The organism is Rhodopirellula sp. P2 (genome assembly GCF_028768465.1).
Taxonomy (GTDB): domain Bacteria; phylum Planctomycetota; class Planctomycetia; order Pirellulales; family Pirellulaceae; genus Rhodopirellula.
The window spans coordinates 3672549-3691322 of sequence record NZ_CP118225.1 but is presented as its reverse complement, the minus strand read 5'-3'; the positions used below and the strand labels follow the sequence as shown (position 1 = coordinate 3691322).

Genomic DNA, 18774 nt, shown 5'->3' with positions numbered 1-18774 from the left:
AATGCTAAACACGAATGAAGAATTGCTTCGCGCCATCCGATTGGGGGAGGACAGCCACTTGGAACTCAAGGAGGTTGTGATCTCAGGCAAGAAGGTAAAGGGACCTAGTCGAGATGACATTGCCGATGAAATGGCAGCGTTTGCTAATGCCAAGGGGGGCGTCTTGGTTATGGGGGTAGATGACAAGTCTCGTGATATCATTGGAATTCCGATCGACAAACTCGATTTGGTGGAAGACCTTTTGCGTGAAGTGGCTCAAGACAGTCTTGAGCCACCATTGTTGCTCGATATTCGCCGGGAAGAATTGCCAGACGAACTTGGAAACCCGCAAGCTATCATTCGTGCCGATATTGACCGCAGCCTGTTTGTTCACTCAAGTCGTGGACGTTATTGGTATCGTGTTGGAAGCAGCAAACGGCAAATGACGCCCGACTACCTCGGGCGACTGATGCAGCAGCGTAGTCAAGCTCGGTTGATTCGCTTTGATGAACAGATCATCCCGGGCGTTTCAATTGAAGTACTCAATTCCAAGCTTGTCGCGAGATATCGGACTGATCGTTCTACGGACGACCTTGTCACGTTCTTGAGAAAACTTGCGATGGTCGATCAAGACCAAGACGGAGTACTTCGACCGACTGTCTGCGGCTTATTGCTCGGTTGCCAAGAACCCGAGGTGTATCTTCCGGCTGCATATGTGCAGGCAGTTGCCTATCGAGGAACCGCAGACGAATCACCGATGAACCTCTCAGGCTATCAGTTGGACCAAAAGGACATCGCCGGACCGATTGACCAACAGGTTTTAGATAGTGTTCGTTTCGTCGCGAAGCATATGCGAGTGATCGGATCGAAGTCAGCAGGACGAAGCGACCAGCCACAATACGATCTCACCGCCATTTTTGAAGCGATTGTTAACGCTGTCGCTCACCGGGACTATTCAATGTCGGGTTCGAGAATCCGGCTTCGTGTCTTTGCTGATCGAATTGAGTTGTTTGTTCCCGGCGCTCTTGCCAACACGATGACGGTAGACAGCTTGCCAATGCGACAAGCGGCTAGAAACGAGGCAATCACGAGTCTGTTAGCAAAGACCCAGTTTGAACTCGATTTAGATGGGTTCGAGAGTAGTCGATCGTACATGATGGATCGTCGAGGCGAGGGTGTGAGTCTGATTCTTGGTCGTAGCGAGGCGTTGTCAGGGAAGAAACCGACCTACGAAACCATTGACGAGAGCGAGCTGAAGTTGACGATTTTCGGGGCCGATTCGCACTCACCTGAATTGGTCCAGGAGGAGCGGCCATGACCAACGACACGATGCTCGAATCGTTGCGCGAATCACTCGCGGATGCGTCAAAGCATTCCGCCGGCGAAGTGCCACCGGTTGCGATCTTGTGGACCGACGCCAAAGGCGAATGGTTGCCGCTCGTCGAAACCCTGCGTTCCCGTTTACCGCAGTTGCTGGTTCATGGTGAATACGACTGCGATAAACGAACTGGTCCGGCGATCTGGTTGAAATGTGCGATCGCCCGTCAATTGCCAGAGATTGAGATTCCAGAAGGATTGACGCCGATCGTCTATCTGCCTTTGATCAGCCGGCAAACGTTGCGTGCCGGCACCGAATGTCCGCTGCAGCTGCAGCCGCTGGTTGAACTCCTGTATCGCGGTGCGGTGTGGACACAAAAGAACGGTCGCGATTGGTCGGTCGAGGCAATGTTGGTCGGCAAGGACGCTCCGGGACTGGGGCTGGATGTCGCTGGCGACAGCCACACCAAGCTTTCCATGATGGCTTCCTTGTCAGTGTTGGCAGATACACCGGTATCGCGTTTGACTGGCCGGCGACTGGAGGCGGAAGATTTTGACAAGCTGATGATCGGTGACCACCCACGCGACCTGCTGCGTTGGATGAGTGATCCAACACTGGTGCGTGAGGAAATGGGCGGTGTCGAAAACGTCACTGATTCTGTTGGTGGCACGTGGCATGCCTTCTGCAATCGCTGTCGCGAGGATTATGGATTCGATCCCGATTCCGACGGCGAGCTGGTGGCCGCCGAAAAACTTGGTATGCAGGAAACGAATGTTTGGGAAGGGCTATGGGGACGCTACTGCGAATCACCCAAGGCCTATGCTGGCATTCCAAGTTTGCTGCGCCGAGCCAAGCCGACCAACCGCATCGCTTACGAGAAAGAAACTTGGCCGGACGAGAATGAAACGGAGGAAGTGTCGCTTCGCACTGCCCTCGCTGCGTTGGACGGCGTCGATGCCGCACATGCCCGTGAGGCGATCGCGAAGCTGGAACAGGCTCATGGTTTTCGGAGGTCATGGGTTTGGGCTCGGTTGGACCAAGCCCCACTTGCACTTGCTTTGGAACACCTTGGGCACCTGGCCGAACGCACGCAAGCCGCACTCGGAGGCGATTCGCCTGAGGATTTGGCGAAGCTGTACGCGGATGGCGGTTACTTGGTCGATGATGCGGCACTCGCAGCGATGGCGACTGTCCGTACGGCAGCCGACGCGGTGGCTGTACACGCGGCGGTGCGAGCGCTGTACTTGCCGTGGTTGGATCAGGCGGCAACTCGATTGCAGGAAGTTTGGCGTGACCCGCCCGGTCTCACTGATCGCGTATCGGAGCGTCTTCCCGAACCGACCGCGCTTGCCGCGGGCCGGTCGGCGACAGGGGTTTATGGAGGAAGACCTGGGGCTAGTGCCTACGGCTCACGTGGAACGGTTTCGTCGTATGAAAGCATTTCGGCGGACGTTGGTTGCTGCTTGCTGTTTGCCGATGGTCTGCGATACGACCTGGCGCAGCGGTTGTCGCTGGCTCTAGCTGAACGTGGATTGATGGTCGCGTCACGGCGACGGTGGTCTGCGTTGCCATCGGTGACGGCGACGGCCAAGCCTGCTGTCTCGCCAGTGACGGCCAAGGTACGCGGCGTGGGCCTGCCCGATAGCTTTGCACCCTCGTTGGCCGACAATCCAGAAAAGTCGCTGACGTTCGCTCGTATGCACTCGTTGTTGAAGGCGGACGATTACCAGATCATCGGCGCTGGTGAAGTAGGCGATCCGGCCGCAGCGAAAGCACGCGGTTGGTGCGAGTTTGGAGAGATCGACAAACGTGGTCACAGCATGCAGGCCAAGCTGGCATCGGTGGTGGCAGAGCAAGTTGAATTGATTGCGGAACGAATCGCGGAACTGCTCGATGCCGGTTGGCGAGAAGTTCGCGTCATCACGGACCACGGATGGTTGCTGATGCCAGGTGGTTTGCCGAAAGAAGACCTGCCCCATTACTTGACGGAAGCGAAATGGGCTCGCTGTGCGACGATCAAAGGTGAATCGAAACCAAACGTTCCCAAGGCGACGTGGCATTGGAATCAATCGGCCGAGTTCGCGACCGGCCCCGGCGTGAGATGCTTCTCGGCGGGACACGCGTACGCGCACGGCGGGATCAGTTTGCAGGAATGTCTGATTCCAGACATGTCGGTATCCCTGCAGAACCAGCCTGTGCGTCAGGACGTTTCCATCACGAAGGTGGATTGGAAGGGACTGCGTTGTCGTATCTCGGTCTCGCCGGCATCGGCTGGTTTGCGTGTTGACTTGAGAAACAAGCCAAACGATCCGGCTACTTCCGTCGCGGATGGCGGCAAACCGCTTGACGGGAACGAGACAGTCACGCTGTTTGTCGAGGATGACGACCTGTTGGAATCGGTCGTCGCGGTCACCGTGTGTAACGATGCCGGCCAAACGATTGCAAAACAAAACACCACCATCGGTGGCGAATAAATAGGGATGAATGTATGAACGCAACAGCATTGCAAATGGATGGACTGGATCAAATGTCCGCGTCCGTGTTTGACGGGTACTTGGTTCGTAAGGACTTGGTCCGCAAATACGCTCGTCAGTATCCAGTCCCGACTTACGTGGTCGAGTTCTTGCTCGGTCGCTACTGCGCGACGGTCGACGAGGAGGAGATCGCTGAGGGGCTGCAGATTGTCGAAAAGCAATTGCAGAACCGCACGGTGAAGACCGGCCAAGAGGAGGTCTTCATCAAACAGGCTCGCGACAAAGGATCAGTGAAGCTGATCGACGTGGTGAAGGCGAAGCTCGACACGAAGTCGGATTGCTACTACGCCGAGATTCCTAGCCTGGCAATCAAAGATGCCCTGATTGATGACAAGCTGGTCGACGATCACGAGCGGATGCTGACGGATGGTTTCTACGCCGAGATCACGCTGGAGTATGACGCAGTTGTTGCCCAGGAGAAGAACGGTAGACCATTCCGGATCGCGTCGCTGCGTCCGATTCAAATGTCAAAGTCAGACATTCTGGATGTACTGAAGCGGGGACGAGCCGAGTATTCAACTGGACAATGGATCGACTTTATGGTTCGTTCGATCGGTTTGGAACCGACCGAGCTATCGGATCGGGCGAAGTATGTCGTCTTGCTGAGAATGGTGCCCTTTGTCGAACGCAATTACAACTTGGTTGAACTAGGACCGCGCGGCACCGGCAAGAGCCACCTGTTCCAGCAGATTTCGCCGTACTCCCATTTGATCTCCGGCGGCAAGGCGACCGTCGCAAAGATGTTCGTCAACAACGCCAGCGGACAACGCGGTTTGGTTTGTCAGTACGACGTGGTTTGCTTCGACGAAGTATCCGGCGTCTCCTTCGACCAAAAGGACGGCGTCAACATCATGAAGGGCTATATGGCGTCCGGCGAATTCAGCCGAGGCAAAGAAAGCATTCGAGCCGAGGGTGGCATTGTCATGGTCGGCAACTTCGATGTCGATGTCGAGCAGCAACAACGCATTGGCCACTTGCTAAGCCCTCTACCACCAGAAATGCGTGACGACACAGCCTTCCACGACCGTATTCATGCATTCGCTCCCGGTTGGGATTTCCCGAAACTGAATCCGAATGAGCACCTCACCAACCACTTTGGCCTTGTCAGCGATTTCCTGAGCGAATGCTGGACGAACTTGCGAATGCTAAGCCGCGTCTCAACGTTGCAGAATCGGGTGTTCTTTGGTGGCGCCCTGAGCGGCCGCGATATCGAAGCGGTTAACAAAACGATCAGCGGCTTGTTGAAACTTGTATTCCCCGATCCTGAAATGGACGTCTCCGATGAAGACCTTGAATTGCTGGTCCGCTTGGCTCTGGAATCACGCCGACGCGTGAAAGAACAACAGAAGAAGTGTCTCAAGAGCGAGTTCCGCAACACACACTTTAGCTTCACGATGGGCGTCGACGGTGTCGAACAATTCGTCGCAACGCCAGAGCTTCACAGCGACGTCGCTATCGACGGCGACCCGCTACCACCGGGCCAAGTCTGGGCAATCAGCCCTGGATCGCAAGAGTCTGGCCCCGGACTGTACCGACTCGAAGTCACATCCGGCCCCGGCAGCAATGTTCGCATTCTCAATACGCCGACACCGCCCGGATTCCGCGAAAGCGTCAAGATCGGCGAACAGAACCTTTACACCCAGAGCAAACAACTGGTCGGTGACCGCGACCCACGTGCGCACGAGTTCTCCATCCAAATGCGAGCGATGGACAACGATCACAGCGGCGTAGGCCTAGGCTTGCCCGCCCTCGTCGCCCTTTCTAGCTCGCTACTGGAGCGAAGCACGAAGGGAGGAATGATTATCGTCGGTTCGCTGAACCTGGGTGGCTCAGTTGAGATGATCCCGAACCCGGTCGCCATCGCCGAAGTAGCCATCGAAAAACAAGCCACCACGCTCCTAATGCCTGTCTCCGCCCGCCGGCAACTCAACGATCTACCAGATGAACTCTGGACCAAAATCAGCATCGAGTTTTACAAGGATGCTCAAGATGCATTCTTCAAGTGTTTGTTGGACTGATCTTTTACACTTCGTAACCTTGACCATTCACATGATGACAACTGGAATTTGGTCGGCAGCAACAAAACAGGAACTCGAACATGACGAATGAACAAGCAGAAAAACTCTACCTGCATATCGGTGAAGCCGCCGCAACTGCTGTCATGAACGAGGACGGATTCACGGTTCTGGAAGGGTCGACGGCTCGGAAAGAAATCACTTCGTCATGCCAACCGAATGTGAAAACGATCCGCGATGAACTTCTCGAACAAGGAGTGCTCCAAGAGTTCGGAGACCTCTACCGATTCATGAAGGACTACCGCTTCACCAAACCCAGCAGCGCTGGCGTCATCGTGAAGGGATCACCGTCGAACGGCTGGTACGACTGGAAAGACCCCAATGGACGCAGACTCAGTGAGGTGCGTCGTGTGTCGCGGCCGGAGGGATCGACGATGCTAAGCGAAGCGAAACGCGATGAGCTTGCTGCGACCTACGAGCATCTTCTTGAAGAAGGGCGTGTTTACACGACGGATAAGCTGGACGAATCGTATTCCTTGTTTGCGGAGAGATACTCTCCACAGGTCCTTCGCGGACTCGACGGAGAGCCGTTGCTCGAGTTTCTTCACGACCATGGAAACCGAGACAGCCTTGTTTATTGGCTGGAATTCAAAAGCGATGAAGAGTTTGACACCAAGCAATTTGGCAGCATCGCCGGCGGAAGTGCCTTGAAGTTTCGCATCTTTCGTCGCAAAGAGACGGGACGTTGGCAGATGGCGGGCGACAACGGTAAACCGATCGACGTTTCGATTGAACAGGCAATCGAGGCTGCTCGACTACATCGCGACCAACTGATTCAGGGTGCAGAATTACTCGAACAACTATCCGACAACGCATCCGATGATGACTACGCTGAACTGCAAGACCAAATGGACGAACTGGCTCCCGAGGTCAGCAAGCTGGCATGGGGACACAAGTATTTCAGCTTGCTCTATCCAGAGAAGCTCGATGACTTCCATAGCCCTGACTGGCAACACTTTCACATCCTAAAGCTGCAACAGCTTCCACCTGGAGGCGACGGGCGATATATCTGCGCGGGACGGTTCGTTTCGGCAGCCGCAGAAGTCGGCGTACGAATGAATCAATTCACTGCGTCCTTGAATGCCGTACAGGGTCGGCTCCATAAATATTGGCGTGTCGGAACCCGCGGCGGTGATGATGGCGTCAGTCACTGGGAAATGATGAAGGAACGCAATGTCATCGCGATCGGATGGAACCAACTTGGAGATCTCACATGGGTTGAAGCAAAGAAGGAATCGCGAAAGCAACTTAAGGAGGCACTGAAAGAAGTCAACCCAGATCAAAGCTCGATTTCGGTTGGTCAAGATTGCTCTCAAATTACGCAGTTCATTGCTGGTATTAACGAAGGTGACTGGGTACTTGCGTCAGATGGTGCAACCGTGCTCGGAATCGGACGTGTCACAGGCGAGTATGAGCATGCACCCGAATTCGGATTCCCTCACCAGCGGAGCGTTGAGTGGCTGAGTATCGAGGAATGGACGATGCCGGTGCCCGAAGGGCTTCGATCCATCGTCCGGGAAATTCGCCGACACGATGAGAATATCGTCGAAGCGGAAAAGAAGGTTCACGATTCAATTGAATCGACTGTCAGCGGTGGAACGACCACACCAACTCCGCCTCGTCCGATTCGCCTGCAGGACATCGGCGGTCGGATCCAGTCGGTGCTAGCTCGCAAATCACAAGTCATCCTGTACGGACCGCCTGGAACGGGGAAGACCTACTGGGCTGAAAAGACTGCGTTTGACTTGGCGGCTATTTCTCACTTTGGAAAGCTACATGCAAACTTGAACGAGTTTGAGAAGCACGCAATTTCGGGTGAAGGTGAGCAGTCGGGTTGCGTTCGTATGTGTTGCTTCCATCCGGCGTACGGATACGAGGACTTTCTCGAAGGCTATCGACCATCCACGGTGAACGGTCAGGTTTCGTTTGAACTACGCGATGGCATCTTCAAAAAACTGTGCCAAGATGCCGCAGCAACCCCGGCGAAGCAATTTTTCTTGATTGTCGATGAGATTAATCGCGGCGATATACCACGAGTGTTCGGAGAATTATTGACGACATTGGAGAGAGATAAACGCGGGAAGAGAATCACACTCCCCGTTAGTCAGCAGGTATTCACCATCCCGAAGAACGTCTTGCTGATCGGCACGATGAACACAGCGGATCGTTCAATCTCGTTGTTGGATGCGGCACTACGCCGCCGCTTTGGATTTATCGAGTTGATGCCGGACGGTAGAGTTTTGAAGGACTCAACTGTCAGCGGCATTCCTTTGCGTGCTTGGTTCGAGGCATTGAACGAACGCATAAGGCAACATGTTGGCCGCGACTCGCGAAACCTTCAGATTGGTCACTCGTACTTGCTACAAGCAGGAAGCCCAATCAAAGAAATTGCAGTTTTGCGGCGTGCGATTCGTGACGACATCATTCCATTGCTCGAGGAGTACTGCTACGAGGACTATACCACACTGGGAAAAATTCTTGGCGATGGCCTTGTCGACACTGAAAAACAGGAAATTCGACAGGACTTACTGGAAGCAGGGCGTGAAAATGAGTTGGTCGATGTTCTGTTGACATCGTTTAGTGACATTCAGAACACGACCGCGGCACTCACCTCCGATCAGTCGCTGGGTGATGAAGACGATGCGTTCGAAAACGCTGACGAGGATGATTTGCCGGGACCGCCAGAAGGTGAGAACTGATGGTGAATGGCCCGTGTTCGATAGTGCTTTCGGAGTGGGAAACAGCGAGCCCTCAAACCCACGAATCACTGCGTGGATATTTCTTGGAAGCTGGCAGTGCTGCCGTGGCACACGCAGAAATGCTGACACGGTCAAGGCGGCTTCAGCTTGCCGATCTGCGCGACGGACTGCAGATCAAGGCTCTTTCTCATGTAGGTCGCCTACGTTTGGGAAACCTGACTATCACGGTGCTTCCGAAACTGCCGGGCACATCGTTGCTGAACCTACTACGTTACGCTTTCGGGTTTCGCAAGCTTCATTTGCTTTGCGATGCGAGCCATCTTTCGGAGCCGTGTGGTTTTGAAGACCTGTTGGTGGCACAGTTGAACACCGAAGCACAAGAATTGCTCTCGCGAGGACTCAGGCGATCCTACGTTCGACGTGGCGAACGACTCGTCTCACCGCGTGGCCAAATCAACATTGGCCAGATAGCTCGCGAAGGTGGGCTCGTGGCCGCTGAACTGCCTTGTCGTCACTACCCGCGGATTGAAGACACTCTTTTTAATCGAGTGCTTCACGCGGGTCTAATTCTGGCCGGATCTCTTGCGAGCAACCTGTTGTTACGTCGAGATGCTCGCCGGCTTGCTTCGTTGATGGAGGAATCAATTTCCACGATCCGCCTCAGCTCAGCGGTGATGAATCAGGTGGCTCGCCAGTCAAATCGACTCAACACAAGTTATACAGCTTCGATGTCGATTATTCGACTGCTGGTTGAATCGCAGGGCATCACCCTTGAAGGCGAAGCGATCACCAATCGCTTACCGGGATTCCTATTTGACATGAACGCTTTCTTTCAAGCGTTGCTGTCTCGCTTTCTAGCGGAGAATTTAGCGGATCATCGTGTTGTCGATGAGCACGGCCTCAAACACATGATGCGGTATAACCCAGGATTCAATCCGCAAGGAAAGCAATCGCCAACGCCGCGTCCAGATTATGCAATCACGAAGAACGGACGATTGCGAGCGTTGTTGGATGCGAAATACCGTGACCTGTGGGACAAGCCATTGCCTCGCGAAATGCTCTATCAATTGGTCGTGTACGCGATTAGCCAACCATCCAATCCCACCAGCAGTATTCTTTACCCGGCTGCACATTTACAAGCCAAAGAAGCAAGGATCGACATTACTGACCCAGTTCGAGGATCGTCGCTAGGGCAAGTCTGCCTTCGCCCGGTCAATCTAAACCGCCTTGAAGCATTGATTCAAGAAAACAGCCCGCAAGGGAGACGCCAGCGAATTGCTGAAGCAACGAGGTTGGCATTCGGTTCCTCGGAGCCTATACCGGTCGCTTCAATTGCGTAGTGCATTTTGTGCTATCAAAGCATGCTCGCTTAGACCTGGGGACGCGTTTGTGGTGGACTTACTACCATCTCGCATACTTGGCGTCTCTATGCTCTACAATCGCGCTGCCGATATACTTCGCCGTCCGATTATAGAGCAGGGATTTCGATTGACGGGTAGAGCAAAGCCGCACAGTGCCTGCTCCATGCGACAGGTCACTTGATCGACCTCATGTGTTTCTTTAGCACACACGCTTTCATCAATGGTCAATGTGTAGTCCTCTAGTTGCCAATCGCTGGTTTGAGCAGTCGGGATATACGGCCCCGGAAACCGATCTCCCGACCGAATCTCACCAACCACCTTGCTCGTGACAGGAACGATACGGGTGAATGTGGTGAACTCTTGGAAACACCATCGTGTGAACGCCTCCAAGTCCCGCCGTGTTGCCCAATTGCTCCAAGCGAAGTCATCGCCGCAGACAACATGACGAAGTACCGTTTCCGAGTGATCGTCCGTGACCTGCATCGGAGTTGAGGCAACAAGAGCGACTGGTTTTCGATGTGAGACTTCACTGTCCATGTGATTTCTTTCGTCAACAAACGCTGTCATGCGCATCGAGGGCCCCAGTGTTTTGCGTTCGGCAAGCGAGTGTGCAAGTCGGTCTAGCTGTTTGTAGCCCCAAACTAAGTCGTAGATCTGATTATCGAGTCCAGTAATCCAGTTTCGCCGCACACCAAACTGGTCCGCAATCCAATGAAGGCGGTCAGCAGTAATTTCGAGCGATAGACGCTGGGTGTTAGCTATCGAATCCAAGGTCCAGTCCCAATCGCTGGGGACCATTGTCAGCAGTTGCGACACGGATAGATCGTGGGCCGACAACAGTTTGTGCACTCTATCAACCACTAGATGGCTTGGGCTTCGCTGAATTTCGAGATGCTTTCGTCCATGCTCAAGCCCAGCTTTTACAACGGTAGAAGCAACTGTTTTGAGTATCGCTAGACCTGAACCATCCATGGCATGCCCTCTCTTCGGAAACGAAATGTGCGTCACTTGTACACAATGCGACCTCCAATAGGAAATATTGGCATTTGTACACCAATATCGAAATGGGAGATTTTTTATTACGCCTCTGAAGAAAAATGCCCCAAACTCATCAAATAAAAACGCCCGCGGGGGATTGCTCCTCCGCGGGCGTTTCGGGTTTGTTCGCCTTTCGACTTACAGTTCGACGGATTCGACTTCGCGGACGAAGCGGGATGCGTCGTTTTCGAGGAACGATGAGACGACGTTGAACACGGCGTCACTGAAGCCGCCGATGTTGAGGATGCTGTTGCCGTCTCGCCCCGTTGCTGGCCCAGCTGCCTGACTGGCTCCGGAGGGGTGGATGTCGAGGCAGACTCGCTTTGGATCGGCGATGCCTTGTCCGCGCTGGGTCTTCTTGAACTTCTCCCACTGCGTCATCACTCCGGTTGAACCGTTTTGGCCGTCGCCACGGCAACGATTGTTCGTGGTGGCGACGCCCCGAGGTGATCCAGCTTTCGTTGTCGCTGACCAGCACGATGCCGAGCCATCAAGCCGAATCCCTGGCCCCATTCCGTCCCAACCGCTGGCTGCAAGCTCATCCCGCAGCAAAACTCACCGAACGATTACGGATCGCACGCAACGCAGGAAGCCCCGAATGGGGGTGGCAGGTGTCTGGAGCTTGTGTGCGACCTGTCGTCCCTTCAGGACTTGGTGGGTTCGTGCTCTGCCTGTTCCCATCGGCTGACGCCGATGGCTACAACCTATCGTCCCTTCAGGACTTGGTGGTTCATGTTGTGCCGGTTTCCAGCGGCGGGCGCCGATGGCTACAACCTGTCGTCCCTTCAGGACTTGGTGGGTTCGTGTTGTGCCTGTTTCCATCGGCGGGCGCCGATGGCATCTACTTTGTAGCGGAACGGCGCGAGCCGTCCGGTGACGCGTCGGAAAACACCCACGATTTACCGGACGGCTTGCGCCGTTCCGCTAACAAAATCCCCTCGGTTGGTTCTAAAGTAGATGGCATTGGGCTGACGCCGCTGGCTACAACCTGTCGTCCCTTCAGGACTCGGTGGGTTCATGTTGTGCCGGTTCCCAGCGGCGGGCGTCGATGGCTACAACCTGTCGTCCCTTCAGGACTCGGTGGGTTCATGTTGTGCCGGTTCCCATCGGCGGGCGCCGATGGCTACAACCTGTCGTCCCTTCAGGACTCGGTGGGTTCGTGCTGTGCCGGTTCCCATCGGCGGGCGCCGAGGGCGGCAGCCTGTCGCCACTTTGTGGCTGTGGCGTTGCCGGTTCTCTTCGGCGGGCGCCGATGGCGGCAACGTGACGCCACTTCGTGGCGGTGGCGTTCGTGTGTTTGTGGTTGGCACGCCGATCGATCCAGTCCCCGCGGGACGGTGGGTTGTTGCCACGGGGATCAGGCCCTGGTGCTGGGAGAGCACGCCATCTGGAAACTCGTCGCTCGAAATCGCAGCTGCAAGTTGACGCCTCCAATCTTCAAAGCTAAACTCCGGCCAGCTATTGCGATTGACTCTCAGTAGCATTCACGTCAAGCCAGCTAACTTTGTACAGCCAGCCAGACATCCAGCCGTCTTTTGCACGGCGAAGATTTCTCAAAGCCCCGTACGAAGCAATGGTATTGAAGATGACTGATTTGGGCCTTCCTTTGGCACCCCCTTCCAGCTCTCGCAAGCGGAGAAAACCGGGGTTCACGTTGGTTGAGCTGCTGGTGGTGATCGCCATCATTGGCGTTTTGGTGGGGCTGCTCTTGCCCGCCGTGCAGGCTGCACGCGAAGCGGCACGACGCACCCAGTGCAAAAACAACGTCAAACAGATTGTGCTCGGCATGACCATGTTTGAGCACACCTTCAAGCACTACCCGTACTCTCGCACCGGGTCGTTGTGGCGAATCTTGCCGTTCGTGGAGCAGCGGGATCTGGCGGACACATTCAGTTCGGCCAAGCACCCGAATTTCGACAATCCGTCCGCGTCGGAGTACAAGTGGGGCTACAACGGCAGCCTGTCGACGGACTGGAGCAACAAAGACAGGTTGGTCGAAGCCGCTGCGACGCAGCTGTCCGTCTTTCAGTGCCCCAGCCGGACTGGATCCGGGACGATCATCGACAGCAACGGACTGTCCATGAGCGTGGCCGACTACACCACCCCGCGGATTCCAGCGCTTCGCCCGGAAGGGCATCCGCTGTTCTATCGCGATGGGGAACCGCAGATGCAATTCAGCACCGCAATGACGCCGGCCTCTGGATCTCGCAATCGCAATCCGAATAACAAAGGCGGGCGTGCCGCAAGTGTTCTCGACGGGCTCTCTCACACGTTGATGTACTACGAGTGCATCGGCTCCCAAGAGCTGTTCGTGCGTGGCAAGTTAGCAGCCGTGACCGGCGGCCCCAGCATCACTTGGGCAGGCGGCGGCGACGGCGTCAAAATGCGGGCTTACCTGGCCGACAACTTGCTGGCGGACACCTCGAATTCGAACCGTGGAAAATCCACGTCTGCCAACCCCAATGTCCCCGACATGGCAACCGACTGCACCAAGACTTCGGCGTGGGAGGCCACCATCGACACGTGCGGAACGTATCGGTCCATCAATCACACCAACAAGAGCCAGCCGTTTAGCTTTCACTCCAGTTCCGTGCACATCGGATTGTGCGATGGCTCGTCCAGAACGCTCTCCGACACCGTTGACCAGGGTGTGTTTTTGAATCTGTTGTTGCGAGACGACCGCCAGCTTCCCGGCGAGTATTGAGAGTCGGACGGTCGAGGCAAACGAGGAGGACAGCTTCCCGTTGCCAGCCCGCGTTCGGCTTCACTGGGCAACGGCCCGCTCCGCGAATTCCACGAGTGGAGCGGGGTCCTTGAGAGAGTGCGGGTGATGCCCCAGTCCGGGACGACGAAGTTCCTGGATCGGGCCTCCGAGTTCGCGGTAGCGTTGGACCAGCACGTCGCTGTTTTCACTGGGCGGGACCACGTTGTCCGCCTCGTTGACCATCACGAAAAGGGGCACGCTGGCTTGGACGAGTCCTTCCAAGCGCTGCAGCGGTCCGTCAGCGATCGTTTCCGTTTGTTCCTCCGTCATCTGATAGGCATCCAGGCATGTCTTCCAGGCCCTGGGAGCCCCGATGCCGACACCTTGGCCGCCTGGCCATGAGCGGATGTCCATGACTGCGTTGTCAACGTAGATCCCGCTGACTTGGTCCGGGTTGGCGGATGCCCAGCGCATCACGATCAACCCGCCGCGGCTCATGCCTTCCAACAACGGTTTGGAATGCAAACCGATCTGTTGGCTCAGATCATAAAACTGATCCCAGCGTTGGACGGCCGTTTCGTTGCCGAACAAATCCGCGATGTCGCAGTAGCAGACATGCCAACCTTGGTTCAGCAAGGCCAGGTCCAGTTGCGGCTCGTGGCCCCAGAAACGAGCTCGCCAAATCCATGGTGCGGTGGGAGCTGGCGTGGCGGGGCGGACCAATTTGCAAGCCACTCCATCGATCTCGAATTCATGTTGAACGAACCCGTGGAAATCGACGGTGGAAGGCTTGGTGCCAAGCTGCTTTTCAAGTTGGTCAGCGGGTGCGACCTGGGACGCCGCAACGCTTGCCGTTGCCGTTGACTGAAGCGTGTCGTCGGCAAACCCAAAGGTTGACAACAAGAGACCGAGCGCGGCAACCAGGCAGAACGGATTGAGCAGGCGGGAACAGCTGGGGTGGAGCATGGTTGGCAGAGCCAGTCGAAACGAGAGAAAAATTGGCCTGGAACCCGGAGACAAACTGCGTCGAGGTCGAATGGATTCAACCACCTTTTTCCGTTTCCCATCCCCCTGAAGATACACCATCAAAAGTCGGGCGTCTTTCATCCCCGACGATCGCAGGAAGCCAGCGTGCCGTTGGGACGGAACCGATCGATTCCGCAAAACTTCTCTGATTGATGTCACCCTTTCAAGCGGAAAAGACGATGACCGAGACAACGTCTTCTTGTTGGGGCAAGTCATTTCGATGGGTATCCGCTGGCACCACTCCGCCGTCCACTGTTTGGCAGTGCTCGCTCTGACCGTCATCGGGTCGGGATCCGGTCCCATCCTGGGAGCTGAAACCGGCGACCTGAACACTCAGTCAGGCTCCACACGATTGGCTGCCGAGCCAGACGCAGAGAACGTCGACCAGAGCGATTTGTCCGACGCCATGTCGCGAATCCGCGACTTGGAAGCGCTGGTGGCTGCCATGCAGGCAGAATCATCCAACCAAGTGCCTCTGACGCTGGGCACGGGGGAGGAGCCACCGTCTCAACGTGTGCCCCAACCGGATCCATCCACGCACCATGGTGTTTACGATTCCGGCTGGACGTGGCGTCCGCACACCTCTCAGGCATCACCGTTTGAGCTGACCGTCGGGTTGCACAACCAGTTCCGCTACACGGGGTTTGCTCGCGACGAGGCCACGTCCGTTGACTCCGCGGGCAACGTTCGTGAGCTCAACAACCGCAATGACTTCAACATCAACCGTGGCCGGCTGGTCTTGTCAGGGTATGCGTTCGACGAAGACCTGCGGTTCTATTCCAACATTGACTACAGCACCGTCACATCCAATCCCATCCAGTTGCTGTTGGGTTGGATTTCATTTCGGATGTCCGATCGTCTTACGATCTACCTCGGACTCGGCAAACTGCCCGGGACATGGGAATGGACCGAAACATCCCGGTACACGCTGGGCGCTGACCGAACGATGGCAACGACCTTCTTTCGCCCGTCGATCACCGCCGGGGTGTGGGCCAAAGGCAAACTGACCGACAACGTCGCGTATCACGTGTTGATCGGCAACGGCTACAACACGCTGTCTCTGCAAGCGTCTGAACTCGACACGCAACTCGCGTATTCGGCGCTCGCTTGGTGGGAGCCCTGGGAAGAGTTCGGGCCAGGTTTCTCTGACATCGAGGAGCACCGGTCGCCGGCAATTCGCTTGGGACACGGGCTGACTCAAACCAGAAACGCAAGCAGCAGCAACGCCGATCCCGCGGCGGAACAAACCGTCATTCGCCTGAGCGACGGAACACGCCTGATCGAGCCCAATGCGATCGCCCCCGGAGTGACGGTCAACGCCTTCGACATCTGGCTGTACTCCGCGCACTTCGGAATCAAACGGCGGGGCTTCAGCTTCAGCAGCGAAGTGTTCCTGAGATGGCTCCGCAACATTGAAAGCGACACGGGCAGCAGGCTGCCCTCGTTGATTGACCAGGGCTTCTTTGTTCAAAGCGGCGTGTTCGTGATCCCGCAAACCCTCGAACTGTTTGCACGGGGATCCCAGGTGAACGGCGAGTACGGCAGCGGCGAAGAGGTCTCAGCAGGATTCAATTGGCACTTGTTCAACCAACGATCCGCGCGATTCACGTTTGACGTGACATCCATCGATGACTCGCCCGCACAACAATCGCGAACGGGTTACGTCGCGGGAGCAAGCGGCACCTTGTTCCGGTCGCAGTTGTGGACCTTCTTTTAAGCCGGTCGGCAGGAATGATCAAGCACAACCATGTGAGCCGTTTGGGCGTTCGCTCCGGTTGTGCGTGAAAACCGTGGCGAACGCCAACGGCTCACATACCCGATGACACCTGCGTACCTGGTTAGGAGGTCAGCGAAAGCGACTCGAGCTCCGCTTTCAGATCCGCGATGCTGGTCGTGGACTTGTGGATGTAGACAGCCCCAATCGCCAAGCATGCCCGTTGGGTTTCCTGCCCTTCTCGTCCGGTAATCACGATCTTGGGAATTGACCGGACCTTCTCTTCTCGGTTGAGAAAGTCAAACGCGTTCAGCGCGTTGCCGGTGGGTGTCTCAATGTCCGTGACGATCAAATCGAAATCGTCCGCTTCCAAGGTGCGCATCACAGAAAACCAATTGAAGGCAGCCACGGGCGAATGCCCCCAACTGGCCAGCGACTTCATCAGGATGTCGGAAAAGTCCGCATCATCTTCGATCACGAGAATCTTCATCCGTTGCATGCTCCCTCGAGTTGGCTGTTGGATTTGGGCTTCAACACTTGCTTGACTGCTGCTTCGAACATCTCCGCAGCAAATGGTTTTGCCAAGAAGTAACGAGCACCAGCGGACATCGCCGCCGATTGGTCCGTGGGACAAGCAGAAAGAATGATCACCGGCGTGTCACAGAGCACTGGGTGAGACTTGAACCACTGAAGCGCGGTGATCCCATCCACCAGTGGCATCCGAACATCCATGCAGATCAGACTGGGAAGGATCCTTTCGGCCTTCTCGATTGCATCTTTGCCATCGTTCGAAGAGCGGACGGCGTACCCCATCGCTCGCAATCTCAATTCGATCCCATACCGAATTGCATCGTCGTCCTCGACGACCAAGACCGTTGATTCTTGCATTAGTCACCCCACATGCATCAGTTGCTGACACTGACAGCCAAACGAATCGCAGGCACCGACGCATCGAAGTGCAGTGCAAGCACCACGATCTCGTCCGCGTTGACTGACCCTTCCAAGAAGAATCAGATTGCATCAACCATCCGCTTTGCCAACCGGGAGGCGCGCAGAGTTTGCACTCAGAACTTGAACGCAAGACCAGCAAACCGACTCCCCGACGATCTGCACCAGAATTGCCCTTCCGGTTTCAAGCAGAACAGTCTTTTGTCATCGATTGACAGATCACACGTTCCCAAGCCACTCCGAAGAATGACCAATCCGTTGACGCTGGCTTATGCCCTCTCCAGCGATGGTGAGTGAGTTGCCATGAACGTTTCAGGACATACCCCACACCGTTTTGACTTGCCTCTTTTCAAAGAGTCAGCCAAGGATATATACCCCGCAATCTTGAGCCCCCCGGTTGAAAACCCCAACATTGGAGCAATTTCTTCGCCTTGGAGGCCCCCACGACATGCTCAATCCTGTCGGTCCGTTGCGGACTGTCGCGGGTCGCCACCGCTGATTTCATCCAACAGCAGAACCAATCGTTCGAACTCGATCGGTTTCCGAAGAACCGCAAATGCCCCCCGCTTCAGCAACCTCGCCTCGGTCCGATCATCCACCTTCCCGGAGATCAAAATCACAGGGATCGTTGCCACCAAGGGGTTTTCCCTGAGTCCTAGAAAGACCTGTTCGCCGTCGACGAACGGCATGTTGTAGTCCAGCAGAATTGCGGTTGGGTGCAAGCTGAACGCCATTCGGTATCCATCCATCCCATGCTTGGCGGACCGCACATCGTAGCCACTGCCCGCCAATCGCAACGCGATTCCATGGGAGATATCCTGCTCATCATCAATCGAAAGCACCACGCGCTCGCGACGTTCAACATCGAGGTAGCTGAGATCTTCCCCTGAGTTCCCGCAGTTCTCCCCAGCAAGTTCAAACAGATACTCAAAGGCATCACGTTTTGTCTGGACGTCCATCCGAAATCCTAAGCATTGAAGACAAGGTCACCGCTCACACTTTGTTCGTCCGACAACAGTTCTTTCACGGTGTTGATCAACTGTCGCCCTTGATAGGGCTTGCCCAGCACTCGATTGGCGCCTGCAATGTAGGCCTCGTTTTCATCCGCCAAGCTGGCGGACAGCACCAGAATCGGGGTCGTCGACACCTCGGATCCTCCTCGCAATTCACGGATCGCAGTCAGACCGTCCATGCGAGGCATCAGAACGTCCATGATGATCAAATCGGGACGCACTTCATCGACAAGCTGAAGACACTCCACGCCGTCAACCGCCAAGTGCGTCCTCATGCCCGCAAACTGCAACCAGCGTTTGACGGAGTCGCGAATATCGGGTTCATCGTCCACTATCAATACTGTTGACATCTCTCTCGATTCCCT

The 18774-nt window shown here is 55.7% G+C and carries 14 protein-coding genes and 1 pseudogene; 8 read left to right on the top strand and 7 right to left on the bottom strand.

Annotated elements, in window-relative coordinates:
• Nucleotides 1-22: 22 nt before the first annotated feature.
• From PSR62_RS13030 to PSR62_RS13010, 6 genes and pseudogenes are all read left to right on the top strand, one after another.
• Complete coding sequence (locus tag PSR62_RS13030) at nucleotides 23-1297, top strand: RNA-binding domain-containing protein (protein WP_274403444.1); 1275 nt, start codon at nucleotides 23-25, stop codon at nucleotides 1295-1297.
• Complete coding sequence (pglZ, locus tag PSR62_RS13025) at nucleotides 1294-3771, top strand: BREX-1 system phosphatase PglZ type B (RefSeq protein ID WP_274403443.1); 2478 nt, start codon at nucleotides 1294-1296, stop codon at nucleotides 3769-3771. The genes PSR62_RS13030 and pglZ overlap by 4 nt, the downstream gene beginning before the upstream one ends.
• Nucleotides 3772-3785: 14 nt before the next feature.
• Nucleotides 3786-5849, top strand: a complete 2064-nt coding sequence (gene brxL / locus PSR62_RS13020) for a BREX system Lon protease-like protein BrxL (protein ID WP_274403442.1) — start codon at nucleotides 3786-3788, stop codon at nucleotides 5847-5849.
• Between the two features lie 80 nt (nucleotides 5850-5929).
• Nucleotides 5930-6229: pseudogene (locus PSR62_RS25735) on the top strand (DUF4357 domain-containing protein); the annotation flags it as partial.
• A gap of 369 nt (nucleotides 6230-6598) precedes the next feature.
• On the top strand, nucleotides 6599-8605 hold the full coding sequence (locus PSR62_RS13015) for an AAA family ATPase (RefSeq protein WP_274403441.1): 2007 nt from the start codon (nucleotides 6599-6601) through the stop codon (nucleotides 8603-8605).
• 83 nt (nucleotides 8606-8688) lie between these two features.
• A complete protein-coding gene (locus tag PSR62_RS13010; protein WP_274403440.1) occupies nucleotides 8689-9945 on the top strand; it encodes an McrC family protein in 1257 nt (418 codons plus the stop codon).
• 93 nt (nucleotides 9946-10038) lie between these two features.
• On the opposite strand, the gene PSR62_RS13005 is transcribed toward PSR62_RS13010, so the two are convergent.
• Nucleotides 10039-10782, bottom strand: coding sequence for a hypothetical protein (locus PSR62_RS13005; protein ID WP_274403439.1), 744 nt, complete (start codon nucleotides 10780-10782; stop codon nucleotides 10039-10041).
• Nucleotides 10783-11142: 360 nt separating this feature from the next.
• Nucleotides 11143-11385, bottom strand: a complete 243-nt coding sequence (locus PSR62_RS13000) for a hypothetical protein (RefSeq protein WP_274403438.1) — start codon at nucleotides 11383-11385, stop codon at nucleotides 11143-11145.
• A 1204-nt stretch (nucleotides 11386-12589) separates the two neighbouring features.
• Here PSR62_RS13000 and PSR62_RS12995 point away from each other — a divergent pair.
• On the top strand, nucleotides 12590-13708 hold the full coding sequence (locus tag PSR62_RS12995; protein ID WP_274403437.1) for a DUF1559 domain-containing protein: 1119 nt from the start codon (nucleotides 12590-12592) through the stop codon (nucleotides 13706-13708).
• A 60-nt stretch (nucleotides 13709-13768) separates the two neighbouring features.
• Here PSR62_RS12995 and PSR62_RS12990 read toward each other — a convergent pair whose 3' ends face one another.
• Nucleotides 13769-14674, bottom strand: coding sequence for an alpha/beta hydrolase family protein (locus tag PSR62_RS12990; protein ID WP_274403436.1), 906 nt, complete (start codon nucleotides 14672-14674; stop codon nucleotides 13769-13771).
• Between the two features lie 280 nt (nucleotides 14675-14954).
• Between PSR62_RS12990 and PSR62_RS12985 the strand changes: the two genes are divergently transcribed.
• Nucleotides 14955-16451, top strand: coding sequence for a porin (locus tag PSR62_RS12985; protein WP_274403435.1), 1497 nt, complete (start codon nucleotides 14955-14957; stop codon nucleotides 16449-16451).
• A 121-nt stretch (nucleotides 16452-16572) separates the two neighbouring features.
• Here the strand turns inward: PSR62_RS12985 and PSR62_RS12980 are convergent, their stop codons facing one another.
• The 4 genes from PSR62_RS12980 to PSR62_RS12965 all read right to left on the bottom strand — a co-directional run bounded on the left by PSR62_RS12980 (nucleotide 16573) and on the right by PSR62_RS12965 (nucleotide 18759).
• Entirely contained in the window at nucleotides 16573-16938 is a 366-nt protein-coding gene (locus PSR62_RS12980) for a response regulator (RefSeq protein WP_274403434.1), read from the bottom strand.
• Nucleotides 16935-17336 (bottom strand): response regulator, encoded by a 402-nt coding sequence (locus tag PSR62_RS12975; RefSeq protein ID WP_274403433.1) that lies wholly within the window; start codon nucleotides 17334-17336, stop codon nucleotides 16935-16937. The genes PSR62_RS12980 and PSR62_RS12975 overlap by 4 nt, the downstream gene beginning before the upstream one ends.
• A 512-nt stretch (nucleotides 17337-17848) precedes the next feature.
• On the bottom strand, nucleotides 17849-18355 hold the full coding sequence (locus PSR62_RS12970; RefSeq protein WP_274403432.1) for a response regulator: 507 nt from the start codon (nucleotides 18353-18355) through the stop codon (nucleotides 17849-17851).
• 8 nt (nucleotides 18356-18363) lie between these two features.
• Complete coding sequence (locus tag PSR62_RS12965) at nucleotides 18364-18759, bottom strand: response regulator (protein WP_274403431.1); 396 nt, start codon at nucleotides 18757-18759, stop codon at nucleotides 18364-18366.
• Nucleotides 18760-18774 lie beyond the last annotated feature (15 nt).